Here is a 23104-nt window from a genome sequence, read left to right on the forward strand (position 1 = left end):
GGAGCTGTATGCGGTGAAAGTCGCACGTACAGTTCTTAATGGGGAAAGCGGCAGCAATGCCGCCGACCTACATAACATTCATGTTATATGGATATACACGAGATTATCAATAAGATATACCCGATACCGGAAGCTTCGATGGATAAATTGACAAAGCATCTGTCTAAAGTGACGTACCCCAAAGGGTATCATATACTGGAAGCCGGTAAAACTGAAACGAATATCTTTTTTATCGAGAAAGGGATTGTCAGAGCTTATATTCCTGTGGATGGGAAAGAAGTTACATTCTGGATCGGGAAAGAGGGTGCTGCCATTGTCTCGCTGAAAAGTTATGTGGATAACCAGCAGGGATATGAATCGATGGAGTTGATGGAAGAGTCGGAGTTGTATTTACTGAAGCGTAAAGACTTACAGGAATTATTCAAAGAAGACATTCATATCGCCAACTGGGGACGTAAGTTTGCCGAATCCGAATTCATGCAAACGGAGGAAAGACTTATTTCCCTATTATTCACCAATGCATCCGAACGGTATATGAAGCTGATCCGGAACAATCCGGAGTTATTGCAGAGAATGCCATTAGAATGCCTTGCTTCTTATCTGGGAATAACTCCGGTAAGTTTGAGCCGGATCAGGGCAAAGCTGAAACGAATGCTCTGAAAAAGAACAAAGAGGGAAATCATGAATATAGAGGAGTATAGAGACTATTGCCTGTCTGTTAAAGGAGCAACAGAATGTATGCCGTTTGGTGAAAATGTCCTGGTTTTTAAGGTCATGGATAAAATGTTCACTTTTGCCACATTACAACCAAAGAACGGAAGATTCTGGGCTGATATGAAATGTGCTCCTGATAAGGCAGAAGAATTAATAGAACAGTATAGAGATATTTTTTGGGGACCATTTTCTGATAAGAAACATTGGATAACCGTATACTTAGAGGGAGATGTGCCCGACAAACTTATCAAAGAACTGATTAATCATTCGGTAGAAGAAGTCATCAAGAAGTTGTCCAAGAAAAAACAGGAAGAATATTATAGAATATGCGAAAGATACAGAATGCCATAAACTCTCGTTGGCAGGTATCAGAATTACAATTTAGTATTCTAACAATAAATATCCGGTTCTACTGTCATTGCAGAATGTAGAACCGGATAAGAATCCTCCCTTTTCAGAAACGTATGTCCCAAATGCCACAAGCCTTTTCCAGTTCTACCAACGAGACAGCATATCCTTTCATCGTTTCAAGATATTCTTGCTGCACTTCATTATAAGTACGCTGGGCGACTAATACATCCAAAATGTTGGTTTCACCGCGTTTGTATTTATATACCATCCCATCCATTACTTTTTGAGCATCTCCAAGCATTCCCGACTTAAATTGAACCACTTTCTTTTTCTCTGCTTCATAACTGAACCATGCCTGCATAATCTCTGCCTGTATTTGTTGTTCTATATCTTTCTCCTGAATTTCGGACTGGGAAATACGAAATTTAGCAGCCTTAACGGCCCCTTTATTGATATTCGAGAAAGCCAAAGGAACAGACACTCCTACCGTAGCAGAACGAGCCGATGGAAAAAAACGATTCCAGTCTTTTTCATAAGAAACGGACAGACCAATATCCGGGCGACGTTCTGCCCTCGTCAGTTTATACGCACGGGAAGTAATTTCCGTGTTTTTTTGAGCCGTAAACAAATCTATGCGATTATCCAGACCTACTTTAATCAACTCCGAAAGATTAAACTCACGGTTTAATTCATCCCAATTACCCAACGGAATATAAAGAGTGTCCGCAGCCATTCCCATCTGTCTATTCAGCACGACCAATGCCGACTGATAGGCAGCTTCCTGACTATAAACCGCATTGAGCAAAGTGACAGCTTCCAACTTTGATTGCCGGGCATCATTCTCTGTAATCTCTCCCGCTGCATAACGTAAACTATCTGACTGGCTCAATTGCAACATATACTGGTAAGAACTTTGCTGTACTTCAAGCAACTCTCTTTGAAGAATTGCCTCCAAAAAAAGACTGGCAGCTTCGGCCCTCAAATTCTGAAATGACTGTTCCAGGATTAGTTTTTCAAGCTCCATCTGACTACGTGCCAACTTTATCCGTGCCCCTCGTTTGTTTCCTAATTCCAGTGAATAGGAAAGCCCTAATGAAAAAGTCTCATGACCGGCTTCAAATCCCACTTCCGGATCAGGAAGCACTTTTTGCGCAATCATCTCCGCATCAGCTATACTTACATTCAATTTCTCTGCCAGATAGTTTAGATTACCTTCCCCTACCCGTTTCAGATACTCATCGAGAGAGATACTCTGATAGAGAGTACTGTCCGGAATTTGCGCCACTGCACGAACAGATATTGCTTCCACAAGCAATAAAAGGAGCAAGATATTAAAGTGTATATTCCTTCTCATCATTCTTCTTTTTATTTAAAACGTTATTCTCAATCAGATAGTAGAAAACCGGAAGCACAAACATAGAAATGAGTGCGGAGAACATCAATCCATATACAATAACCGTTGCCAGAGGACGTTGCACATCACTGCCGATTCCGGTTGCCAGAGAAGCGGGAAACAGTCCGAGTACCGTAGTGACCGAGGTCATCAGAATGGGACGGAACCGTTGACGTGCCCCTTCGATAACAGACTTCCGAAGTTCCATTCCTCCTTTACGCAAGTTATTTATCTGAGATACCATAATAATTCCGTTTTGAATGGAAAGTCCGAACATGGCAATAAAGCCCACGGCAGACGATACATTCAATGTCATACCGCGTACATTGAGTGCAAGCATTCCGCCAAAAAGAGCCAACGGCACGATGGACAATACCAGACCGGCTTGCCGGAACTTCCCGAACGTAGCATAAAGCAAAATAAACATACACATCAGCGTCAACGGAAGAATGACAGAAAGACGGGTATAAGCCCTGTGCTGGTTTTCGAAAGCCCCTCCCCACTTGACTGTATATTTGCTTTTATCATAGTTCACTTTCGCATCGATCACATTCTGCGCTTCTTTTAAGAAAGAAGCCAGATCGCGTCCACGCAGATTCAACTTTACCGTCAGGTGGCGTCTGTTCATTTCACGAGTGATCGTACTTTCCCCGACACTCAACTTCACTTCGGCTACCTGCGAAAGGGGTATTTTAGCTCCGGTAGAAGAGGTCAGCATCAATCCGGCTATCTTTTCGGGTGTATCCCGCATTTCTTCTTTATATTTACAGGTAATGTCATACTGACGGTCTCCCTGATAAAGCTGAGCAATAGCTTTCCCTCCGATTGCCACCTCTATCAAATCAGCCACATCAGACACGTTCAGACCATATCGGGCAATCGCATCCCGATTCATAATGATTTGCAGTTGAGGTAATGGAGGTTCCTGGTCAATATCCAAATCAACGGCACCTTTCACCGTTCCCAGCGCCCGGGTGATTTCTTCCGCAATACGACGTGTTTCCCGAAAATCCTCACCATATACCTTTACAACCAATTCACTATGCGCACCGGCTATTTTATCCATCACCCCGTCTATCATCGGTTGGCTGAATCCGACCCTAAAACCGGGTAGTGTCTTATATTCTTCTTCCAGTTCATGAATCAAATCTTGCTTGGTCTTTCCCTTCGGCCATTCATCATAAGGCTTTATCCCGATAGATACCTCAAAATGCGAAGGGGTGAACGGATCTGTACCATCGTCATTTCTCCCTGCCTGAACCATGATATAAGTTACTTCGGGATACTTCATCGTACGGAAACGAAGGGTATCGGACATCTCTCTCGATTTCTCAACAGAAATGCCGGGAGGAAGATTCACCTGCAACCAGATCGAACCCTCATCCAATTCAGGAAGGAAATCTTTCCCTATAACACCACTTAACAAGCTACCTGCAATCAGAATCAAACATGAAAAGAGTATGGTCTTTATTGGTTTTTCTATGAGTTTCACTATTGCGCCAGTATATTTCTCCTTCAATTTTTCCAGCCATTTATTCTTATAGACCTTGCGCGGCTTACGATAAATAGCATAAGCCAGTCCCGGAATCAGCAGAAGAGCAACCAAAAGTGCTCCGATCATTGCATAACTCATCGTAAATGCCATAGGAGTAAACAGTTTACGTTCCACACGTTCGAAAGCGAATAATGGCAAGTAGGCTGTAATAATGACTATGGTGGAGAAAAGAATCGGGCGTCCTACCTCTTTGGCTCGTTGTGCGATACTTTGTTCTTCGATGTACTGTTCGGGATAATCCTCACGTTTCTTGAGAATAGTTTCCAGCATAACAATGGCACCATCTACTATGATTCCAAAATCTATGGCTCCGAGTGACAGAAGATTGGCAGGGATATCCGTAAGATGCATCAGGATAAAAGCGATAAGCAAGGATACCGGAATGGTGATTGAAACCAGTAATGCTCCACGCCAGTTGCCCAAAAACAAAATAAGCACAATAACAACCAATGCCATCCCCATTAAGAGCGTATGGGAAACAGTATCCAAAGTTGTATCCACTAGGCTGGTACGATCCAGAAAAGTATGTATACGCACCCCTTCCGGCAAAATTTCATGATTCAATTCATCCACTGCTGCATGAATGCCATCCAATACCTTAGACGGATTTTCATGTTTCAGAAGAAGCACAATCCCTTCCAAACTTTCCGAATAATCACGGGTACGATCGGTATATCCCAATACACCTTTCCTCTCCAGATTACCGTATTTCAAAGAGCCTATATCATTTAAAAAGACAGGAACTCCGGAAGTTGTAGTGACCACAATATGCCCCAAATCGTCCAGATTCTCTATCAAACCTATACCGCGTACCACATACCCCAGATCTCCCCTATTCAATATGCTGCCTCCCACATTGGCATTGTTATTTTCAATAGCCTCAATAACCTGACTAAGGGATAAGTGATATTGTTCCAGTTTATAAGGATCTATTTCTACTTGAAACTGGGTGGTGATACCTCCGAAATTTGTCACATCCGCCACTCCTGAAACTTCTTTGATACGGGGAATAACCACCCAATTCTGGAGGTCGGTCAGTTCACGAAGTGAATGTTGGTCACTTTCTATAATATAACGGTAGACTTCTCCCACAGGTGACGTCAACGGATCGAGTCCGGGGACTGCCCCATAAGGTAGTTCCACTTCATTCAATCTTTCCTGTACCCGTTGGCGGCTCCAGTAATCTTCTGTCCCATCCTTGAATACAATCGTAATCATAGAAAGTCCGAACGTACTTTTGCTACGCATAACATGCATACCGGGCAAACCGTTGATGGCACGTTCCAAAGGAATAGTGATCTGTTGTTCCACTTCTTCGGCAGCCAGTCCCGGCACTTGGGTAACAACCTGCGATGTGACATCTGCAATATCCGGATAGGCTTCTATTGAAAGTTGTGTCCATGAGTAATATCCGAACACACACATCATCACAAACAGACAAAGCATGATCCATCTTTTCTGTATAATTGAAAGCATCAAATCCTTCTTCATAATCTCCTATTTTAAATAATATCCTCCTTCACTGATGACTTTATCTCCCGGATGCAATCCATCATTTATCACAGCAAATCCATCTTTGGTCGCTTCTACCTTCACCGGTGTTCTTACAAAGATATCCGGAGTAACCTGCACATACACATAACTGTCTTTCTCTCCCTGCAACAATGCGCTCTCCGAAATCTGAATCTGTTCAATGGGAGCACTAAGAAAATGGACGGTAGTATACATACCCAATTTCAAATGTTTCTTCGAATTATCACAAACCGAAAGTACTTTGATAGACCTTGTATCTTCGTCAACCGCCTCTTCCACATGATAGACGTTACCTTTAATCACCCTCCCCGGTAAGGCCGACACTTCTATATCCAGACTACTGCCTGCATTGATAAACCGAATGTCTTTTTCTTTCACTTGGGCGGCAATCCATACTTCCGACAAATCTGCCACTATCGCAACAGGTTCGATATCATCTTTCAGGTATTGTCCGGTCACAATATTATTCTCTATAATTTCGCCCGAAATAGGCGAACGCACCACAAGGGGCTGTCCCAGTGTCATATTCTCCGGATGCTCTACCTGATATACTTCCAGTGCAGCAGACGCATTTTCAAACTCTTTGTCGGCAATAAGCAAAGCATTTTGTGCTTCTTCCAGTTCTTTCTGCGAACTAACTCCGTTCTTTATCAGGTCTTCTTTGCGCTTTAAATCTTTCTTAGCCAGCTCACGTGACGATAATGCCTGGAAGTATTCTTTTTGTGCCGTAGTAAAATCCGGTGAGCTGATTTCAAACAAAGGGGTTCCCCGGTTCACCTGTTGTCCGATTTGTATATACGATTTTATAACTCTTCCTGCAAAAGGGGAAGCAATGCAGGCATAACGGGTAGGAATAGGACGTACCACACCGGAAGTAATCACTTCTTTGGAATAAGGTTCAAGTCTGGCCTCAGCCACTTTTATCTTTTCAGATAAAAAACGGTCTGTGATCTGTACTGTGTCACCTTCCATACGATAACCACTCTGTTGTTCTTCCTTTGATTTACTCTTGCATGCGGTAACTAGCAATGCACCGCAAATTAAAAGCATTTGCAAATTTTTCTTTTTCATCATCATCCATAAAAATATTGTTAGCATTCTTTTTCGGATGCAAAGGTAAGTGGAGGTATTCCGGAAGCCTGTTAGAGATTTGTTAGAACGCTATTAGAATTTTATTAGAGTCATGCTATCGGTATAGCCAATCTCTTTGCTATATGCGGTATTGCAATTGTGATAACAGGGACACTCGCATTCTTCATTCCATCGATCATGAATCTGAAGAAAAAATAAATGACTAATTTTATTAACTAATCCTTTTTTAGAAGCTTTTTTTTAGGTTATTTTGCGGAACAAATATCACGAACTCATCAAATTATGGATTGGATTGGCCTTGATTTAACATTCCCTATCACCGACCCTACATGGATATTTCTCCTTGTACTCCTAATTATTTTGTTTGCTCCGATATTATTGAATAAGCTGCGCATTCCTCATATTATCGGTATGATCCTGGCGGGATTGGCTATTGGCGAACATGGATTTAATATCCTGGCACGTGATAGCAGTTTTCAGTTATTCGGCAAAGTCGGGCTTTATTACATCATGTTTCTGGCCGGTCTGGAAATGAACATGGGAGACTTCAAAGAGACGCGAAACAAAGCATTAGTACTGGGATTACTGGCTTTCATCATTCCCATCGGGATTGGGTTCGTGGCAAATATATCTTATCTGAAATACGGCGTAATCACTTCTGTGCTGCTAGCCAGTATGTATGCCTCCCACACACTCGTTGCCTATCCCATCGTCACCCGCTTCGGTATATCCCGCCATCGTAGTGTAAGTATTGCTGTAGGAGGAACGGCGGTGACGGATACGCTCACGCTGTTGGTACTAGCCGTTATAGGCGGATTATTCAAAGGAGAAACCGGTGGTTTATTCTGGATTTGGCTAGTAGTAAAAGTAATCTTTCTAGGAGCACTTATCATTTATTTCTTCCCACGCATCGGTCGCTGGTTCTTCCACCGATACAATGACAACGTGATGCAGTTCATTTTTGTGCTTGCAATGGTCTTTTTAGGAGCAGGACTGATGGAACTTGTAGGTATGGAAGGTATTTTGGGAGCTTTCCTCGCCGGATTAGTACTCAACCGACTCATTCCGCACGTTTCTCCATTGATGGATCATTTAGAGTTCGTCGGTAATGCCCTCTTCATTCCTTATTTCCTTATCGGAGTAGGAATGTTAATCAACCTACGGGTTATTTTCGGACATGGGGATGCTTTAAAAGTTGCTGCCGTAATGATAACCATGGCACTGACAGGCAAATGGATTGCGTGCTGGCTGACACAAAAGATATACAAGATGTCTGTTCTTGAACGAAACCTGATGTATGGTTTAAGTAACGCACAGGCAGCAGCCACATTGGCAGCCGTATTGGTCGGATATAACATTATTCTGCCCACCGGCGAGCGCTTGCTGAATGATGATGTACTAAACGGCACAGTCTTGCTTATCCTGGTCACTTGCGTAGTGAGTTCACTGATTACCGAACGGGCAGCCAGAAAAGTGGCAATGGATGACTCACTATCGGAAAATGAATCTTCAAAAGAAACAGAGAAGATTTTAGTATCCATAGCCAACCCGGACACTATCGAGGACATGGTGAATCTGTCTCTAATCATACGTGATTCTAAATTGAAAGATAATCTACTGGCCCTCAATGTAATCAACGACAATAATAATTCCGATAATCTACGACTTCGAAGCAAATATTACCTGGAAAAAGCGGAAATGACAGCAACAGAAGCAAATGTACCACTGAAGAAAGTCACACGGTATGATTTGAATATAGCTTCCGGCATTATACATTCAGTCAAGGAAAATGAGATCACAAGTATTATCACCGGTCTGCATCGTAAGAAAAATATCACAGACTCATACTTTGGAATACTTGCCGAACATTTATTGAATGGATTAAACTGTGAGATAATTATTTCTAAGTTTCTAATACCAGTCCATACAATCAAACGAATTGTCATTGCCGTCCCTCCTAAAGCCGAATACGAATCCGGTTTTCCTCATTGGATGGAACATTTCTGTCGAATGGGAAGTACCCTCGGATGCCGGGTACATTTCTTTGCCAATGAAAAAACAACCATACGCCTGCAAACGTGGATAAAAAAGCGGCATAAGCAGACACTTACCGATTTCTCCCTTTTGGAAGATTGGAATGACTTGCTGGTGCTGACGGGACAAGTAAGCTACGACCATTTATTAGTTATTATCAGTGCACGACCGGGAACTCTCTCTTACGACAGTTCTTTTGAGAAACTACCGAGACAGCTTAGTAAGTACTTCTCCAACAATAGCTTAATCGTATTATATCCTAACCAATCGGGAGAACCATTAGATACATCATTCTTCTCTAAACTATACACTGATACCGAAACCCGGCATTATGAAAAGGTGGGTAAATGGGTTTACAGGTGGTTTAAGAAAGACTGATATTTCATAGTGCCTACCTTGTTAAAATTACAGGCTGCTTATACTAAACAAGAACAGACTAATTTTGTATAGTTGTCAATTTTCCATTCTCAAAATACAAGTATTGTCCCATTCCATATACCCATTGTTCATGTGTCCCCCATGCACCAGTAGTTTTATTAATGCCACCCGAAGGATGCCCCCATGATTCCAGAACCATAGCCTTAGTCATCCCAATACACACTTGGCCTTTTAATATCAAGTCCGCCGTAGCTTTTCCGTATTTCTTATATAATTCTTTAGTTCTCTGTTGTCTTTTTATACTAGCTAACTTCTTTGCCTCTTCTTGTGCTAACTTTTCCTTCATCAATAATTCCTCTTTAGCAAGTCTTTCTCTTTCCATTGTTTCCTCATAAACGTCTGCTTCGACAACATCCAAATTATAGAAATACATCTGAGTCATTCTTTTCTGATTATCAAATATGCTTACTTCGTATGAAAATAGAGATGGACTCTCACATAATGGCATTATCAAATCGGCACTATCATTCTTCAGAACAAATGAAGGAACCATATAAGTATCTTCACTGCCTGAATAGGCTATTTCCATACATTTATATTTATTAATCGGATGAATATTTTTAATGTATATGTCTTTATTCAAATACAACTGTTTCATTTTATCCATAAATCCTAATACAATGACAGGATAGTGTTGCCTAGTATAATTGAATCCATCATACTCACCACGTTTAGCATACCAATAAAGAGTATCACCTTCTTCAGACTGTAGTGCAAAAATTGTGTTTTTTTCAACTCCGGCATCAGACAGCTCTATATCTAAAATTTTAAAAGTCCTGCCTTCTATCTCATTATAAGGTGTGAAAATGCCATCATGTTTTTCCATAGAATGATTCGTTGCTCTATATATTTCAAATGGAAAAATCCTATATCCTTGTTCAAGTATATCGTGAAAAGAAGCACATAAAGTAACATAACCATCCTTCACCAACTGAGGTTTATATCTCTTGGAGGTTATTTGATTTAATTTATAATCTTTAGGTTTAGGGTTAGATCTTTTTTTTCGCCAAATAGTGTCAATGGCAACAACCTGCTCATTAGAAGTTAGAAAATTAGCATAATACTTAGGTAGTGATTCCGAAGAATTTGGATTCCGGGGATAGAACAAAATACTTTGCCCAACAAATTGTTTATAATAGGAAGCATCTTTATAAGGGCGTATATTAGTTAACGAATCATATTCAACTACCACAGCCTCCTTTTTATCTTTTTTAGGCACACTAGTATCAATCATTTTCATATTCTGAGCATAGGAAACAGTATAGAGCGTAAATACAATGGCAGATAGCAAGACTTTCATTTTCATAATTCTTTGTTTTATTTCTACAAAGCTAACTAAAAATACAATTTGTCCATAATGATTTCAGATAAAAAGTACCCTTTTATTTTCCCGTATTATCCTATCTGTTTATATTTGTAGAATTATGTAATTCACAAAGAACATTTAAAGAAAGGAAGCACCATGCCAAATTCCGAAGCTATTGGTGCGACTTCGATTCATGAATTGGTTAATTCCTAAATACACCGATATGGCAACTTACACTCATTTCGCAAAACAACCCGATGTCTTGAAACATCTGATACTCTGTGAAGTACTCAAGAATGAAACTCCGCAAGTATATGTAGAGACCAATTCGGCATGTGCCATCTATCCGATGACACAAACCCCGGAGCAGCAATATGGCATCTATCATTTCCTGGAGAAAGCGGATGAGGTCCCATCTCTAAAGGATTCCGTATATTACCAACTGGAAAGCGGAGAGATGGCAAAAGGAAATTATTTAGGTTCACCTGCCTTGGCTATGAATGTATTAGGGAAGCAAGCAAAAAGGTTTGTATTCTTTGATTTAGAAAAGAGTGCACTGGAGAATGTGGGTACCTATGCCAAACAAATCGGATTAAGTGCCTCTGTAGAGATACATCATACCGACTCTTCGAGAGGTACCATAGAGCTACTGCCTTCACTTCCCACATCCTCTTTCATCCATATCGATCCTTACGAAATAGACAAGAAAGGAAATTCTGGAGTAACCTATCTCGATGTCCTGATACAGGCTACTCTATTAGGAATGAAGTGTTTATTATGGTATGGATTCATGACCGGAGATGATAAAGCATCTTTGGACAACTATATTACATCCAGTCTGGAAAAGGCCGGCATCAAAGATTACACAGGTGTAAAGCTTACCATGAATTCAATAAGGAAAGACAGTGTATTATGTAATCCCGGTATTTTGGGAAGTGGTATTCTGGCGACCAATTTATCCCAAACCTCCACAGATATAATCCTTGATTACAGTAATCAACTGGTTGATATATACAAAGATGCTAAATACAAAGATTATGATGGGAGTTTATATATTCAGCATCTTTGATATCAACTTATTAACAATTTTGTTTTAATCCATCTATTATCAATCAGTATCCTCCTCCCAATGCATGATAAAGATTAATAACTCCCTGTATTTCATCAAAATGATTGGAAGCGACGGATAATTCCGCCTGCAAAAGAGTCTGACGGGCAGTAAGTACTTCCAGATAGTTTTGCGAACTGTGCCGCATCAACAGTTCGGAACTACGCACCGCGGACTGAAGCGAAGTGACCTGCTGTTTGGAGAGTGCCAAACGGCCTTGCGCCTTCTGCCATTGCACCAACGCATCGTTTACTTCCGTTCCTGCATCAAGCAAACTTTGGCGGAAGGTGAGTAACGCCTCTTCCTGTTGTGCTTTCGCTACTTTCAGATTAGCAATATTCTGCCCGCGATTGAAAAGTGGCTGAACCAATGAGCCGACAGCGGAAAGCAACCACTGTCCGGGATTGGTTATAGCGCCACCTGCCGAGTTTGTCCATCCTGCGGAACCACTCAACGTGATAGAGGGATAAAAAGCAGAACGTGCCTGATTCGTTGCATAAAAAGCCCCAGCCAGTTCAGCTTCCTTTTGACGAATATCCGGACGACGGTGCAACAATTGCAACGGTACTCCGGTTGAAAGGGATTCCGGGAAACGCTGGTTGTCAAGCGTAGAACGTGTTATCAGCTGCGGAGCCATACCCAACAGGGCGGAAAGAGAATTCTCCATTTCACTGATTTGCTGTTCAATAGAAAGTACAGAGGCATCTACCGATAGCTTGCTCGCTTCTGTTTGGGCAACAGCCATTTCCGTCGTTTGCCCGGCTCTTTTCAATGCTTTCATTGCACGCAGGTTCTCATCCCATGTTTCAGCCGTGCGACGGGTGATATCCAGTTGCTTATCAAGCATCAACAGGGTATAGTAACTATTGGCAATCGTTGCTACCAGTTGTGTCTGTACCGCTTGCCTATAGGCTTCACTCTGTTCGAGGGCGGCTTTGGCTCCTCGTTTGGCATTGGTCAACTTTCCGAAAATATCCAGTTCCCAGTCTGCCGATGCTGCCAGATCATAGGTCTTGGAGGTTTTCGAACCATCCACGCTACTCAATGTTCCTTGCGGAGTGAGCGATACAGAAGGCAAATAAGCCAACTTGGAAGAAAGCAGTAATGCTTCTGCTTCTTTCACTTTCAAACGGGCGATATTCAAATCGGTATTATTCGCGATACCCGTTTCAATCAGTTGTTGCAGTTGCGGGTCGGTAAACAGTTCCTTCCACGAAAGGGAAGCAATGGAAGCGGTATCCGCTGCAACCACCGGCTGCCGGTAAAGACTGTCGGTAACCGTCATATCCGGACGTTCATAAGTCCGGTACACATGACAACCGCTCAATCCGGCCGACAGGAATAAACATATTATTATCTTTTTCATACACTTCAACAATTAAAGATTCTCCAACTCTTCCGGTTTACGTGCCGGCATCAGTTTTTCCTGAAGATACTGGAATACGATAAACAATACAGGTACGATAAACAACAGAGCAACCGTACCGATCAACATTCCACCTACGGTTCCTACACCGATGGAAATATTACCGTTTGCTCCTACTCCCGATGCAAACATCATCGGTAGCATACCGAATATCATCGTAAGAGAAGTCATCAGAATTGGACGCAGACGGACTTGTGCAGCCGAAACAGCCGCTTGTGTGATTGTCATTCCCTGACGGCGGCGTTCGGAAGCATATTCCGTAAGCAGAATAGCTGTCTTCGACAACAAGCCGATCAGCATAATCAAACCTGTCTGTAAATAGATATTATTCTCCAGCCCGAACATCTTGGCGAAAAGGAAGCTTCCGGCAAGTCCGAATGGTACAGAAAGAATCACCGCAATCGGAATGAACAAACTTTCGTAGAGCGCACAAAGAATAAGATAGATAAAGACTACACAGATGATAAATACCAGTGTGGTGGTATTCCCTGTGGAGGATTCTTCACGTGACATACCTCCGAACTCAAAGCCATAACCTGCCGGCAACACTTGTTCCGCAACTTCACGTACCACCTGAATAGCTTGTCCGGAACTGTAACCATCTGCCGGAGCACCATTGACGGAGATGGCAGAGAACAGATTGAAACGCGTCAGCGACTCTGCACCGTAGACTCGTGTCAAAGTGAGATACTGACTGACAGGAGACATCTCTCCGTTGGAATTGCGGACAAACATATTATTCAATGCTTCGGTATCCAAACGGAATTCCGGTGAAGCCTGCACCATTACACGGTAAAGTTTGGAGAAACGGTTCATATTGGATGCATAGTTACCACCGATATAGCCGGACAAAGTACTCAATACATCCGAAGGTGACACTCCATTCCGCTTACAAAGGGCGGCATCCACTTCTACCAGGAATTGAGGATATTTTGTATCGAACGAAGTCGAAGCACGTCCGATTTCAGGCCGGGCATTCAACGCGTCAATCATCTGACGGGTGTATTTCAGCAAATCTTCTACCGAACCGCCTTTCTGGTCCTGGATATAAATTTCAAAACCACTACTTACCCCATACCCGGGAATCATCGGTTGTGCAAAAGCCATAATTTGCGCAGAAGAAATGTCATCCGTACGCCGGTAAATCTCGTTAATAACAGCATTGATACCGTCTTCCTTTTCCGTACGTTCATCCCACGGTTTCAGACGGACGATAAACATACCGTTCGATGCCCCCTGACCGCTTATCATACCGTTACCCGTCACTTTAGAAAACATTCTGACTTGCGGTATGTCATGAATACGCTTATCTATTTCGTCCATTACACTTTTGGTTTCTTCCAGACTGTTTCCGGGTGAAGTACGCACATCTACAAAGATAGTTCCCATATCCTCTTGAGGAACCAACCCGGTCTTGGTGGTTTTCATCAGAAGGAACAATCCCGCACAAGCGACTAACAACAATGCTCCTGCCAGCCATTTACGTTTCAACATGAAAAATACGCCACTCTTGTATTTCAGTACCAACCGATGAAAAGCACTATCAAATGCCATGTGGAAACGGGATGAGAAACTCAACTTCTCCCCTTTCGCAGCCTCCATGTGCGGTGTCATTATCAGTGCGCAGAGAGCGGGACTTAAAGTTAACGCGTTAATTAGAGATATTGCTACGGCAACAGCCATGGTCAGTCCGAACTGGGTGTAGAACGTTCCGGTAGTTCCTCCCATAAAACATACGGGAATAAATACCGCCATGAAGACAAAGGTGGTAGTTACCAGTGCCGAGGTGATGCCCCCCATGGCATCAATGGTGGCCCGGTAAGCCGATTTATATCCTTCATCGAACTTTGCCTGCACCGCCTCCACCACAACAATAGCATCATCCACCACCGTTCCGATAACCAACACCAGTGCAAACAACGTCAACATATTCAGACTGAAACCTGCGGCATAGAGAAAAGCAAAAGTACCCACAAGGGAAACGATGATAGAAATGGCCGGAATAAACGTAGACCGCAAATTTTGCAGGAAAACGTAAACCACAAGTACCACTAACAGAATGGCTTCAATCAAGGTTTTGATCACATTCTTAATGGATGCATCCAAAAAATCTTTCGAACTCATCAGGTCTACCAGCTCCATTCCTTTAGGCAATCCTTGAGCGATCTCTGCTGTCACCTTATCTATTTCCTTAATAATCTCATTGGCGTTCGAACCGGAAGTCTGCGCAATCATACAGTTGGAGCCGGGATGCCCGTTCACTTCACCGATGTATGTATAAGAGTTGGCACCCAATTCGATACGTGCCACATCTTTCAGCCGTAGCACCTCGCCTCCTGCCTGCGAACGGATTACCAGATTGCCATAATCCTTTTCTTCTTCATAACGTCCGCGATATTTCAATACATACTGAAAAGTATTCTTCGATTCGGCGCCAAGCGTTCCCGTAGGGGCTTCCAGATTCTGTTCGTCAAGTACCGTCGTGATGTCGGACGGAACCAATCCATATTTAGCCATCTTGGCAGGATCAAGCCAGATACGCAACGAATAGTCCGCTCCCATCACATTCACCTCACCCACACCGGCAATACGTGAAAGACGGGGTTCGATATTGATTTTCAGATAGTTATTCAGAAAGCTTTCATCGAACGTGTTGTCGGGGCTATACAATGCCAATGCTTTGATATTACTTGTCTGGCGCTTACGGACGGTGATACCGCTGCGGGTGACTTCTGCCGGTAATAATCCTTGTGCCGTAGCAATACGGTTCTGCACATTAACTGTCGCCATATCGGGGTCGGTCCCTTGACGGAAGTAAATGGTGATTCTCGCTGAACCGTTATTGGTAGAGGAAGAGGTCATGTACATCATGTTCTCTACCCCGTTGAGCGCTTCTTCCAATGGCACGACTACACTCTTCTGTACTGTTTCCGCATTAGCACCGGTATAGGTAGCGGAAACGCTGACGGTAGGAGGTGCAATTTCAGGAAACTGTTCAACAGGAAGCTGCGAAAGTCCTATCAATCCGATGATAAGAAAAACGACCGAAATTACTCCTGCGAGAATAGGCCGGTCTATAAATGTTCTGATTTTCATAACGGCATCTTATTCTTTAGTCGGATCACTCTTGATTACTGTTCCCTCACGCACCAGTCCGGCACCTTCGGCTATAATAACATCACCCGGCTCAAGTCCTGTTTCAACGATATATTCAGTACCGTTATTCAACCGGAACACTTCTACCGGGGTTGATTTCGCTTTACCGTCGACCACTTTATATACAAATATACGATTCTGCAATTCGTAAGTAGCCGCTTGCGGAATAATGATACATCCTTTCTTTATAGTAGGAACTACTACTTTACCACTTCCACCGTTACGCAGGAACTGGTCGGGGTTGGCAAAAACAGCCCGCAGTCCAACAGCACCGGTTCCTTCATCCACCGTACCGCTGATAGCGTCTACCTTTCCGGTATGGGAATAGGTTTTTCCATTGCTCATAGTCAGCTCCACTTCGTCCATGTTTTCTATCGCTTTTTTAAGTGAGCCATATTGTTGTACAAAGTCGAGTATCTGATTCTCCGTCATGGAGAAATAGGCGTATACTTCGCTGTCGTCCGAAACAGTGACTAACGGCTCGGTGATACTGCTGCTCACCAACGCCCCTACCCGATAAGGAATCATGCTGGCGACTCCGTTCACCGGACTTTTCACTTCGGTATAAGAAAGGTCATTGCGCGCATTCACTTCCTGTGCCTTAGCCTGTGCCAATGCCGCTTCTGCCGCCGCTTGTTCATTACGGGCTGTTTGCAGATCGAATTCGGACACAATCTGTTCTTTGTAAAGTTCAGCTTTACTATCTGCTGTCAATTTAGCAGTGGCAAGCTTGGCTTCCGCGCTTTTTACATTGGCAACTGCTGTTTCCAACGCTGCTTTATAAGGAACCTGGTCGATAATGAAAAGTGTCTGCCCTTTATGGACAGGATCCCCTTCATTGATACATATTCCGGTAATAATGCCACTCACCTGCGGACGAATTTCAACATACTGCCGCCCTCGTAACGTAGCTGTATAATCGGATTTTAAAATCTGGTCACTTTGTGTTACGGTAAGTGTTTTGTACGTGGCCTCTGCCTTTTTCTGTTGCGAACCTCCACAAGCACATAACAGAGGCAAACAAACCAAGGCAAAAATGATTAGTTGTTTCATTGTAGCTATATTTAAATGATTGTTAATGATTTATAACCCATTATTCCATAAAAAACGCGACTGACCAAATCTAAGAATTATCAAACAATAAAATAAGAATGTAGTGACGAACGGCAAGAATATGATGACGAACGACAAAAGGGAATGCTTGGGGTTTCAGAACAATCTTTTATCTTTGCAAAGAAGTGAGAAAATATACTTCCGGGAGTTAAACGAGCAATGAGAAGAATATGAAACGTACTAATATACCTGTTTACATCGACTTGCTTTTCTGTCTGGTAATCATGCCGCCCATCATCATGCTAGTGCCGGTAGACAAATGGATTGTACACCACACGGTCTTTATGCTGACCCTGATTGCCTATCTTTACGGTCTGTACTTCATCTACCGTAAAGTGAAACTACCGATGCTTTTCATGCAACGGAAGTTCGGACATATCTTACTGCTCATGCTATCGCTTATCTTCATCACATGGTTGCTAACCCACTTTCCATATCCACCGGAACCCGACAATATAGATCCGATAATGCATAAAACCCGGCAACACATGCGGGCGCAGACTGTGTGGTTCTTTTTTCTGGTAGTGACGGGGTTCAGCCTTTCCATAGAACTGATCTTTGAACTTTTCCGGCAAATTCTTTCCAAACAGGAGATTGAAGCAGAAAAGAACAAGGCGGAGCTGGCTCTCTACAAGGCACAAATCAATCCGCACTTCCTTTTTAATACATTAAATGCTCTCTACGGGCTGGTACTTACGAAGTCGGACAAAACAGAATCCGCCTTTATCAAATTTTCCAATATTCTGAAATATATGTATGCCCAGACTACTTCAGATCTGATTTCCATAAGCAATGAAGTAGAATATATACGCCAATACGTTGACCTGCAATCTTTGCGTTTAAACAAGCATACGAAAGTGGTATTTGAAACCGAGATGGATGACGAACAGATACAGATTCCTCCGATGATTCTCATTACTTTTGTCGAGAACAGTTTCAAATACGGCGTTTCGTCCGACACGGACTGTACAATTCTTATTCGTATCATTGTAAAGGAGGGCCTGCTAAACTTTGAAACCGAGAATATGATTATGAAGAAGAACCACAAAAATCCTCATGCCATCGGAATAGACAATTGCCGTAAACGACTGGAGCTTCTTTATCCCAGCCGCTTTGCATTGATTACAAAAGAAGAAAACGGATGTTTCAAAACCTATCTTAACATTCAACTACGATGAAAAAGCTTACTTGTATCGCTATTGACGACGAACCGATTGCATTGCTCATCATCAGCCAGTTTTGCGAACGAAAAGGAGGACTGGAACTTACTACTTTCAGCGAACCGCTGACCGGACTGCGAGAAATAGCCCGGCGCAAACCGGATCTGGTCTTTCTGGATATTGAAATGAACAGTACCAACGGACTAGATATTGCCCATGCGCTTCCTCCCGAAAGTTGCCTTATTTTTACGACAGCCCATGCACAGTATGCACTGGATGGCTTCGACCTCGATGCCGTGGATTTCCTGCATAAACCCTTTGCTTATGAACGATTTGAAAAAGCTGTTGAGAAAGCGATTGTCCTTATTGAAGCACGCCAGCATAAAGTACCGGAAAACATCATAATCAAACAAGAATACAATAACATATCCATCCCTATCTCCGATATTCTTTATATCGAAGCAATGGAGAATTATACGAAAATATTCCGTATAAACGGCAACTATATATTATCGCGCACAAGTCTGAAAAGTATTCAGGAGATGTTACCCGAAAAGGCTTTTCTACGTACGCACCGCTCCTATATCATTCCGGTTAATAAGGTGGAACGGTTCTCTAAACGGGAAATAAACCTGACCGGATGCCGGATTGTAATCCCCATAGGAAGACAATATGCAGAAAATGTCTATGCCACATTGACGGCCAGGAATATGACGCTATAAACAAATCTACAGAATACCGGAGCTTTTTAAATCAGCTCCCGGCTTTCTGGGTATAAATTAATTTATCTCTTTGGCTGATTGTCCACAAGCCATCTATCAAGCGTACATTTTTCGTATCATCGTCTTCCACGTTCCATGCATAACCTCCTGAAAGCAGTCCACGCCTTTCCAATATTTCATTGGGCTGATTATTGGAGAAGAAAAGTTCCAGCTGTGTAGAATCGGGACCAAAGACAATGAAAGCTGAAATGCCGCTGCCATCCACCGCTTCTGTACGAATCCCTTTCTCAAATAAGCGGATACAGTCTTTTTGCACTTCACACCATACGTATCCGGCAGAGCCGATACAGCCATGTTCATCCCGGTCACCTCCCACAAGCGGAGATTGCGGATACTGAACTAGTTTGGAAGCCGACATCCCCGGTGTATATTTTCCTGTATAAAACACTTCCAGCGTATCATTCAGAAGTAAACCGTTGACTTCTTCTTTATTCGCATCCATCGTACTGAATGAAAGGGTATCATTCTTATCGGTGACAATCGTTACCGTATTCATGGTTGCATCACTTACAATTCCTTTAGAACTGCTCATTTTCGACGAGCAACCTGCCATGAGGCACAGAGTGCCTACCGCTAATAGCATTGTTTTCATTTTCTTTAAATTTTGCTTTGTTTTAAATTAATGCAAAGATAAAGGTTATACATCAATATCCCACTTCTACAAAATAAATTAATTTCGGGACAGTTTGTTCAGTTGCACTGCCTAAAATGCCTATATTGGACAACGATCTATTAGAAATTCAGTCTACCTTTGTGATGTAGATAATCAAAAGTAAATACGGAATGCCATGAAAGAAACTTTTCAAATCCCAACTCCCGAAACTTTGGAAGCCTTGACAGGTAAGGAACTTTATGATCTATGGACTTCACTTCGCCAACTTATCGAACAGAAGTACAATATGGAACAAATGTGGAATCATGGAGGAAAAAAATGGACCTACGAATACAAATATCGCAGAGGCGGAAAAACTCTATGTGCCCTATACGCCAAAGAGCAAACGATTGGGTTCATGGTTATTTTAGGTAAAGATGAACGCACTAAATTCGAATCCATGCGAGAAATGTTCTCCAATGCGGCTCAAAAGATATATGATGAGACGACCACTTTCCATGATGGGAAGTGGCTTATGTTCGAATTAAAAGATACTTCTTTATTTAATGATATAGAGCGGCTCCTATCTATCAAACGAAAACCCAACCGATGATTGAATCAGAAATAAATAAGAGGTATTGTCAAAGTTGCGGGATGCCTCTCCGCTTTGATGTAGAGAAATATCTGGGTACTAACTCCGACGGTTCGCGAAGTGATGAATATTGCTATTACTGTCTGAAAGACGGAAAATATATCGTTGACATTCCGATGTCGGAAATGATTACAGACTGACCAATTACTCCAAGCAACATCATAAAGGTACCTTTAGTTTTGAGATGTATATGAACCGTCCCACCTCTACTCTTAGGTTTGAGTTAGAAAGTTGGAAAAGGAAATTAATATACCGACTTCTAACAGAGAAGACAGTGGAGAGAATACGTGCCCTTTATTTATAGAGGAGATATAGAACTTTTTGAAAAAAACAGGGTATCCTATAAATTTGGTGCAGTTGACTTGGTTCACGAAAATTATAACTATATTTGCAAAATAAAAGAAAAATACTATGGAAACAAAACTGACAAAACTTAGTTTATTATTTATTCTGCTATGTTCTTTACCTGTATTTCACTCATGCAGTGATGATGAAACTGACAAGTTTTTCGTATTTGAATATTGGGAAGTACTCACAGAGACTCCCGTAAACAATGTCAATATATCAATCCTAACAGGTACTAAACTAGGGATTATAGGCGGCACAATGCCTTTCACCGTTGAAATAGACGATAAGCAAATAGCGACCGCCTCTTTAGATGAAAGTAATGACATTCATATCAGTCCTGTAAAACTAGGCACAACCTCATTGATAGTGAAAGATGCTGATGGAAGAAGAATAAAAATAGGTGTACAGGTTGTCAATGCCAGACAATCTTTCGCTGTACAAGATGTAAAAGGAAGAATCACAGGAATAGATGATAGCGGACTGACTGATCAACAGAAAGAGACGATAAAAAAGTTGGAAGAAGAGGTTATGGATAAGATACAGGAAGAATCATCCATCATTGTACAACCTACAGGACGCATAACATTTTCCTTTGATACGAAAGAAGCTGGTACTGTGAAGATTATTACTTCCGCAACAGAAACTGCCTCACCAAAACAGGGAACATTCGTCCGCTTATTATCAGAATCCGGTTATTCCTTTCAAGTTACTATTGATAATGGAAAAACATATAATTTAAAACTCCAATCTCCTGAACGCCCCGATACCTCCAAAGAAAAGAAAACGACGACACGAGATATAGGTCCGGTTCCTTTTTGGATGATAGAAGACATGACAGAACATTATAAAACATTTGTAGAAGAACAGTTGGAAGCAGAAAATATTAATGCTGGTTCTCTTCTGAAAATAGAATGTATTTATATCGGTACACTAGCTCATTAAGAATTAGATTAGTAGTTCAATCTCTTTCCACAAGAAAATGCGACAAAAACACTCATTTTACATACTAATGTCCCATTCTTAAGATTATCCTAAGACATCGTTGTGTGAAAAATGACAAACTGGAAAATAAATTGCATAAGCAAGTGCAATAATATGCAGAAATGCAGCCTCTTTTTGTATAAAAAAGCATGAGATATGCATCTTCCCTTACTAAAGAAACGTCTATTGGTTTTAAACCAACGAGAAGTCCCTCACCGAGGAACATGTCTTTTCTCACCGAGGAACGTGTCTTTCATCGGTGAGAAACCCATTAAATGTCAATTTTGAATCTTTTTTCTCCTAGTTTATCATAAATTCAAATGAGAAGACAAATAGCATAATGATTAAAATCACACGAATAAATCTCTCATATAGAATAAAAATGATGAAATAAAAATCATTGGGGTTACAATTTACCTGAAACAAAATAATAATAAAATTCACACCTGCAAATGCTGCGTTTTTTCTAGGCTTCCCGTAATTCGGATCACATTTATTGCCTTCTCGGCTGTTTAAATATTCCATTCTTCAGAAAGGATAGCTATATGAAGTTAATCTCCCATATTACTTATTTCGTCATGAGAAATCAGGGCGTTCGTCGAATAATCCTATACAGAACCCTGTTTAAACTTACCTTTGCACAGAAAACAAAAGTAATCGATAGTAACTATGGAAGAGCAAATACTAATTTTTCGCACCTCGGTAAAGAATGTACGGGATATCAAACATATCGCAGCGCTTTTCACCCTATGTCCCCAAATCTACAAATGGAATGTAGATATGGAGGATTGGGAAAAAGTGTTGAGAATAGAATGTCAGGGGATCACCCCGACTGAAATATTAAAGGCATTACGCGCCATCAACATTTATGCACAGGAACTGGAATGAAGCAGAGAGAAAGCCATAAATTAATAGCGAGGTAAATCCCTTACCTCTTCATAATATTTTTCTATTCCAATCTCTTGCATCCGTTTGTTGATGACTACAAATCTCTTATATAAATGTTCATCAAAACCTGTATTCTCGCAAGGAAAACAGCTACACTGGAAGCAATAATCCACTTGCTTCTCTTCGCTGCATACACGAACATTACAGTTTTTGAACAACTTGCATTTTTCTTTTCTGCACCCCTGACAAGTCGCCACGGACAAATGATTTAAAAACTCTTTAAAATCGGGGTACTTTGCAAAGACAGGCTCATCAAGCATCTCTACAAAACGTTGTGCATAGACATCAAAATTGCCTAATGCCTTCTTGAGTTCACCGCTGTGATAAGAAATATCTCCATCGGCAAAAGCAAAGCATTTTCCGCAATGCAGTCCACAAGGGGCAATGCGCCCCTTAATAAATTCACCATCCACCTTTTTCAT

General features: G+C 41.8%; 18 protein-coding genes and 1 pseudogene. 10 read left to right on the plus strand and 9 right to left on the minus strand.

Annotation, left to right across the window (positions count from 1 at the left end; genetic code table 11):
• Positions 1-87 precede the first annotated feature (87 nt).
• Together AAHJ11_RS21245 and AAHJ11_RS21250 are read left to right on the plus strand one after the other, a co-directional pair.
• Positions 88-660 carry a Crp/Fnr family transcriptional regulator gene (locus AAHJ11_RS21245; protein ID WP_074557505.1) on the plus strand — a complete coding sequence of 191 codons (573 nt, stop codon included), beginning with the start codon at positions 88-90 and terminating at the stop codon, positions 658-660.
• 21 nt (positions 661-681) lie between these two features.
• Positions 682-1065, plus strand: coding sequence for an MmcQ/YjbR family DNA-binding protein (locus tag AAHJ11_RS21250; protein ID WP_148365754.1), 384 nt, complete (start codon positions 682-684; stop codon positions 1063-1065).
• A gap of 103 nt (positions 1066-1168) precedes the next feature.
• Here the strand turns inward: AAHJ11_RS21250 and AAHJ11_RS21255 are convergent, their stop codons facing one another.
• From AAHJ11_RS21255 to AAHJ11_RS21265, 3 genes are read right to left on the minus strand one after another with little or no spacing between them, the layout of a single operon-like run.
• Positions 1169-2419, minus strand: a complete 1251-nt coding sequence (locus AAHJ11_RS21255) for a TolC family protein (RefSeq protein ID WP_320974597.1) — start codon at positions 2417-2419, stop codon at positions 1169-1171.
• The gene (locus tag AAHJ11_RS21260) at positions 2397-5504 is read right to left on the minus strand and encodes a CusA/CzcA family heavy metal efflux RND transporter (RefSeq protein WP_320974594.1); all 3108 of its coding nucleotides are present in this window, start codon (positions 5502-5504) and stop codon (positions 2397-2399) included. The genes AAHJ11_RS21255 and AAHJ11_RS21260 overlap by 23 nt, the downstream gene beginning before the upstream one ends.
• A gap of 6 nt (positions 5505-5510) precedes the next feature.
• Positions 5511-6620 (minus strand): efflux RND transporter periplasmic adaptor subunit, encoded by a 1110-nt coding sequence (locus AAHJ11_RS21265; RefSeq protein ID WP_217721338.1) that lies wholly within the window; start codon positions 6618-6620, stop codon positions 5511-5513.
• A gap of 300 nt (positions 6621-6920) precedes the next feature.
• On the opposite strand from AAHJ11_RS21265, the gene AAHJ11_RS21270 reads away from it, so the two are divergent.
• Positions 6921-9050: a cation:proton antiporter gene (locus tag AAHJ11_RS21270; protein ID WP_195649979.1), complete on the plus strand. Its 2130-nt coding sequence runs from the start codon at positions 6921-6923 to the stop codon at positions 9048-9050.
• A gap of 58 nt (positions 9051-9108) precedes the next feature.
• Here AAHJ11_RS21270 and AAHJ11_RS21275 read toward each other — a convergent pair whose 3' ends face one another.
• Complete coding sequence (locus AAHJ11_RS21275) at positions 9109-10416, minus strand: hypothetical protein (RefSeq protein WP_195649980.1); 1308 nt, start codon at positions 10414-10416, stop codon at positions 9109-9111.
• A gap of 223 nt (positions 10417-10639) precedes the next feature.
• Here AAHJ11_RS21275 and AAHJ11_RS21280 point away from each other — a divergent pair, with 223 nt between their 5' ends.
• Positions 10640-11485 carry a hypothetical protein gene (locus AAHJ11_RS21280; RefSeq protein ID WP_320978862.1) on the plus strand — a complete coding sequence of 282 codons (846 nt, stop codon included), beginning with the start codon at positions 10640-10642 and terminating at the stop codon, positions 11483-11485.
• A 43-nt stretch (positions 11486-11528) separates the two neighbouring features.
• On the opposite strand, the gene AAHJ11_RS21285 is transcribed toward AAHJ11_RS21280, so the two are convergent.
• The 3 genes from AAHJ11_RS21285 to AAHJ11_RS21295 are packed head-to-tail and all read right to left on the minus strand — an operon-like array spanning position 11529 to position 17159.
• Positions 11529-12890: an efflux transporter outer membrane subunit gene (locus AAHJ11_RS21285; RefSeq protein WP_320983195.1), complete on the minus strand. Its 1362-nt coding sequence runs from the start codon at positions 12888-12890 to the stop codon at positions 11529-11531.
• Positions 12891-12902: 12 nt separating this feature from the next.
• Complete coding sequence (locus tag AAHJ11_RS21290) at positions 12903-16046, minus strand: efflux RND transporter permease subunit (RefSeq protein WP_148365763.1); 3144 nt, start codon at positions 16044-16046, stop codon at positions 12903-12905.
• A 9-nt stretch (positions 16047-16055) separates the two neighbouring features.
• On the minus strand, positions 16056-17159 hold the full coding sequence (locus AAHJ11_RS21295; RefSeq protein WP_148365765.1) for an efflux RND transporter periplasmic adaptor subunit: 1104 nt from the start codon (positions 17157-17159) through the stop codon (positions 16056-16058).
• Between the two features lie 230 nt (positions 17160-17389).
• On the opposite strand from AAHJ11_RS21295, the gene AAHJ11_RS21300 reads away from it, so the two are divergent.
• Together AAHJ11_RS21300 and AAHJ11_RS21305 are read left to right on the plus strand one after the other, a co-directional pair.
• Positions 17390-18397 (plus strand): sensor histidine kinase, encoded by a 1008-nt coding sequence (locus AAHJ11_RS21300; RefSeq protein ID WP_148365767.1) that lies wholly within the window; start codon positions 17390-17392, stop codon positions 18395-18397.
• Positions 18394-19101 carry a LytTR family DNA-binding domain-containing protein gene (locus AAHJ11_RS21305; RefSeq protein ID WP_320974590.1) on the plus strand — a complete coding sequence of 236 codons (708 nt, stop codon included), beginning with the start codon at positions 18394-18396 and terminating at the stop codon, positions 19099-19101. Before AAHJ11_RS21300 ends, AAHJ11_RS21305 begins: the two co-directional genes overlap by 4 nt.
• 31 nt (positions 19102-19132) lie before the next feature.
• On the opposite strand, the gene AAHJ11_RS21310 is transcribed toward AAHJ11_RS21305, so the two are convergent.
• The gene (locus AAHJ11_RS21310) at positions 19133-19753 is read right to left on the minus strand and encodes a hypothetical protein (RefSeq protein WP_320974589.1); all 621 of its coding nucleotides are present in this window, start codon (positions 19751-19753) and stop codon (positions 19133-19135) included.
• 196 nt (positions 19754-19949) lie between these two features.
• Here AAHJ11_RS21310 and AAHJ11_RS21315 point away from each other — a divergent pair, with 196 nt between their 5' ends.
• The 4 genes and pseudogenes from AAHJ11_RS21315 to AAHJ11_RS21330 all read left to right on the plus strand — a co-directional run bounded on the left by AAHJ11_RS21315 (position 19950) and on the right by AAHJ11_RS21330 (position 22622).
• Complete coding sequence (locus AAHJ11_RS21315) at positions 19950-20366, plus strand: DUF3788 domain-containing protein (protein ID WP_196993573.1); 417 nt, start codon at positions 19950-19952, stop codon at positions 20364-20366.
• Positions 20363-20536, plus strand: a pseudogene (locus AAHJ11_RS21320) (zinc ribbon domain-containing protein); the annotation flags it as partial. The gene AAHJ11_RS21315 and the pseudogene AAHJ11_RS21320, both read left to right, overlap by 4 nt.
• A 280-nt stretch (positions 20537-20816) precedes the next feature.
• On the plus strand, positions 20817-21695 hold the full coding sequence (locus tag AAHJ11_RS21325) for a hypothetical protein (protein ID WP_320978857.1): 879 nt from the start codon (positions 20817-20819) through the stop codon (positions 21693-21695).
• A 708-nt stretch (positions 21696-22403) separates the two neighbouring features.
• Positions 22404-22622, plus strand: coding sequence for a hypothetical protein (locus tag AAHJ11_RS21330; protein WP_148365777.1), 219 nt, complete (start codon positions 22404-22406; stop codon positions 22620-22622).
• A 20-nt stretch (positions 22623-22642) separates the two neighbouring features.
• On the opposite strand, the gene AAHJ11_RS21335 is transcribed toward AAHJ11_RS21330, so the two are convergent.
• The gene (locus AAHJ11_RS21335; protein WP_320978861.1) at positions 22643-23104 is read right to left on the minus strand and encodes a DUF3795 domain-containing protein; all 462 of its coding nucleotides are present in this window, start codon (positions 23102-23104) and stop codon (positions 22643-22645) included.

Origin of the sequence: Bacteroides sp. 90-K9/2, assembly GCF_047310725.1 — a bacterium.
Classification (GTDB): domain Bacteria; phylum Bacteroidota; class Bacteroidia; order Bacteroidales; family Bacteroidaceae; genus Bacteroides; species Bacteroides vicugnae.

Coding starts and splice junctions, on each gene's coding strand:
- AAHJ11_RS21325 (WP_320978857.1), top strand. CDS start 20,817: ATGGAAACAAAACTGACAAAACTTAGTTTATTATTTATTCTGCTATGT.
- AAHJ11_RS21275 (WP_195649980.1), bottom strand. CDS start 10,416: ATGAAAATGAAAGTCTTGCTATCTGCCATTGTATTTACGCTCTATACT.
- AAHJ11_RS21265 (WP_217721338.1), bottom strand. CDS start 6,620: ATGATGAAAAAGAAAAATTTGCAAATGCTTTTAATTTGCGGTGCATTG.
- AAHJ11_RS21335 (WP_320978861.1), bottom strand. CDS start 23,104: ATGAAAAAGGTGGATGGTGAATTTATTAAGGGGCGCATTGCCCCTTGT.
- AAHJ11_RS21305 (WP_320974590.1), top strand. CDS start 18,394: ATGAAAAAGCTTACTTGTATCGCTATTGACGACGAACCGATTGCATTG.
- AAHJ11_RS21280 (WP_320978862.1), top strand. CDS start 10,640: ATGGCAACTTACACTCATTTCGCAAAACAACCCGATGTCTTGAAACAT.
- AAHJ11_RS21285 (WP_320983195.1), bottom strand. CDS start 12,890: ATGAAAAAGATAATAATATGTTTATTCCTGTCGGCCGGATTGAGCGGT.
- AAHJ11_RS21255 (WP_320974597.1), bottom strand. CDS start 2,419: ATGAGAAGGAATATACACTTTAATATCTTGCTCCTTTTATTGCTTGTG.
- AAHJ11_RS21295 (WP_148365765.1), bottom strand. CDS start 17,159: ATGAAACAACTAATCATTTTTGCCTTGGTTTGTTTGCCTCTGTTATGT.
- AAHJ11_RS21290 (WP_148365763.1), bottom strand. CDS start 16,046: ATGAAAATCAGAACATTTATAGACCGGCCTATTCTCGCAGGAGTAATT.
- AAHJ11_RS21310 (WP_320974589.1), bottom strand. CDS start 19,753: ATGAAAACAATGCTATTAGCGGTAGGCACTCTGTGCCTCATGGCAGGT.
- AAHJ11_RS21330 (WP_148365777.1), top strand. CDS start 22,404: ATGGAAGAGCAAATACTAATTTTTCGCACCTCGGTAAAGAATGTACGG.
- AAHJ11_RS21250 (WP_148365754.1), top strand. CDS start 682: ATGAATATAGAGGAGTATAGAGACTATTGCCTGTCTGTTAAAGGAGCA.
- AAHJ11_RS21245 (WP_074557505.1), top strand. CDS start 88: ATGGATATACACGAGATTATCAATAAGATATACCCGATACCGGAAGCT.
- AAHJ11_RS21260 (WP_320974594.1), bottom strand. CDS start 5,504: ATGAAGAAGGATTTGATGCTTTCAATTATACAGAAAAGATGGATCATG.
- AAHJ11_RS21315 (WP_196993573.1), top strand. CDS start 19,950: ATGAAAGAAACTTTTCAAATCCCAACTCCCGAAACTTTGGAAGCCTTG.
- AAHJ11_RS21270 (WP_195649979.1), top strand. CDS start 6,921: ATGGATTGGATTGGCCTTGATTTAACATTCCCTATCACCGACCCTACA.
- AAHJ11_RS21300 (WP_148365767.1), top strand. CDS start 17,390: ATGAAACGTACTAATATACCTGTTTACATCGACTTGCTTTTCTGTCTG.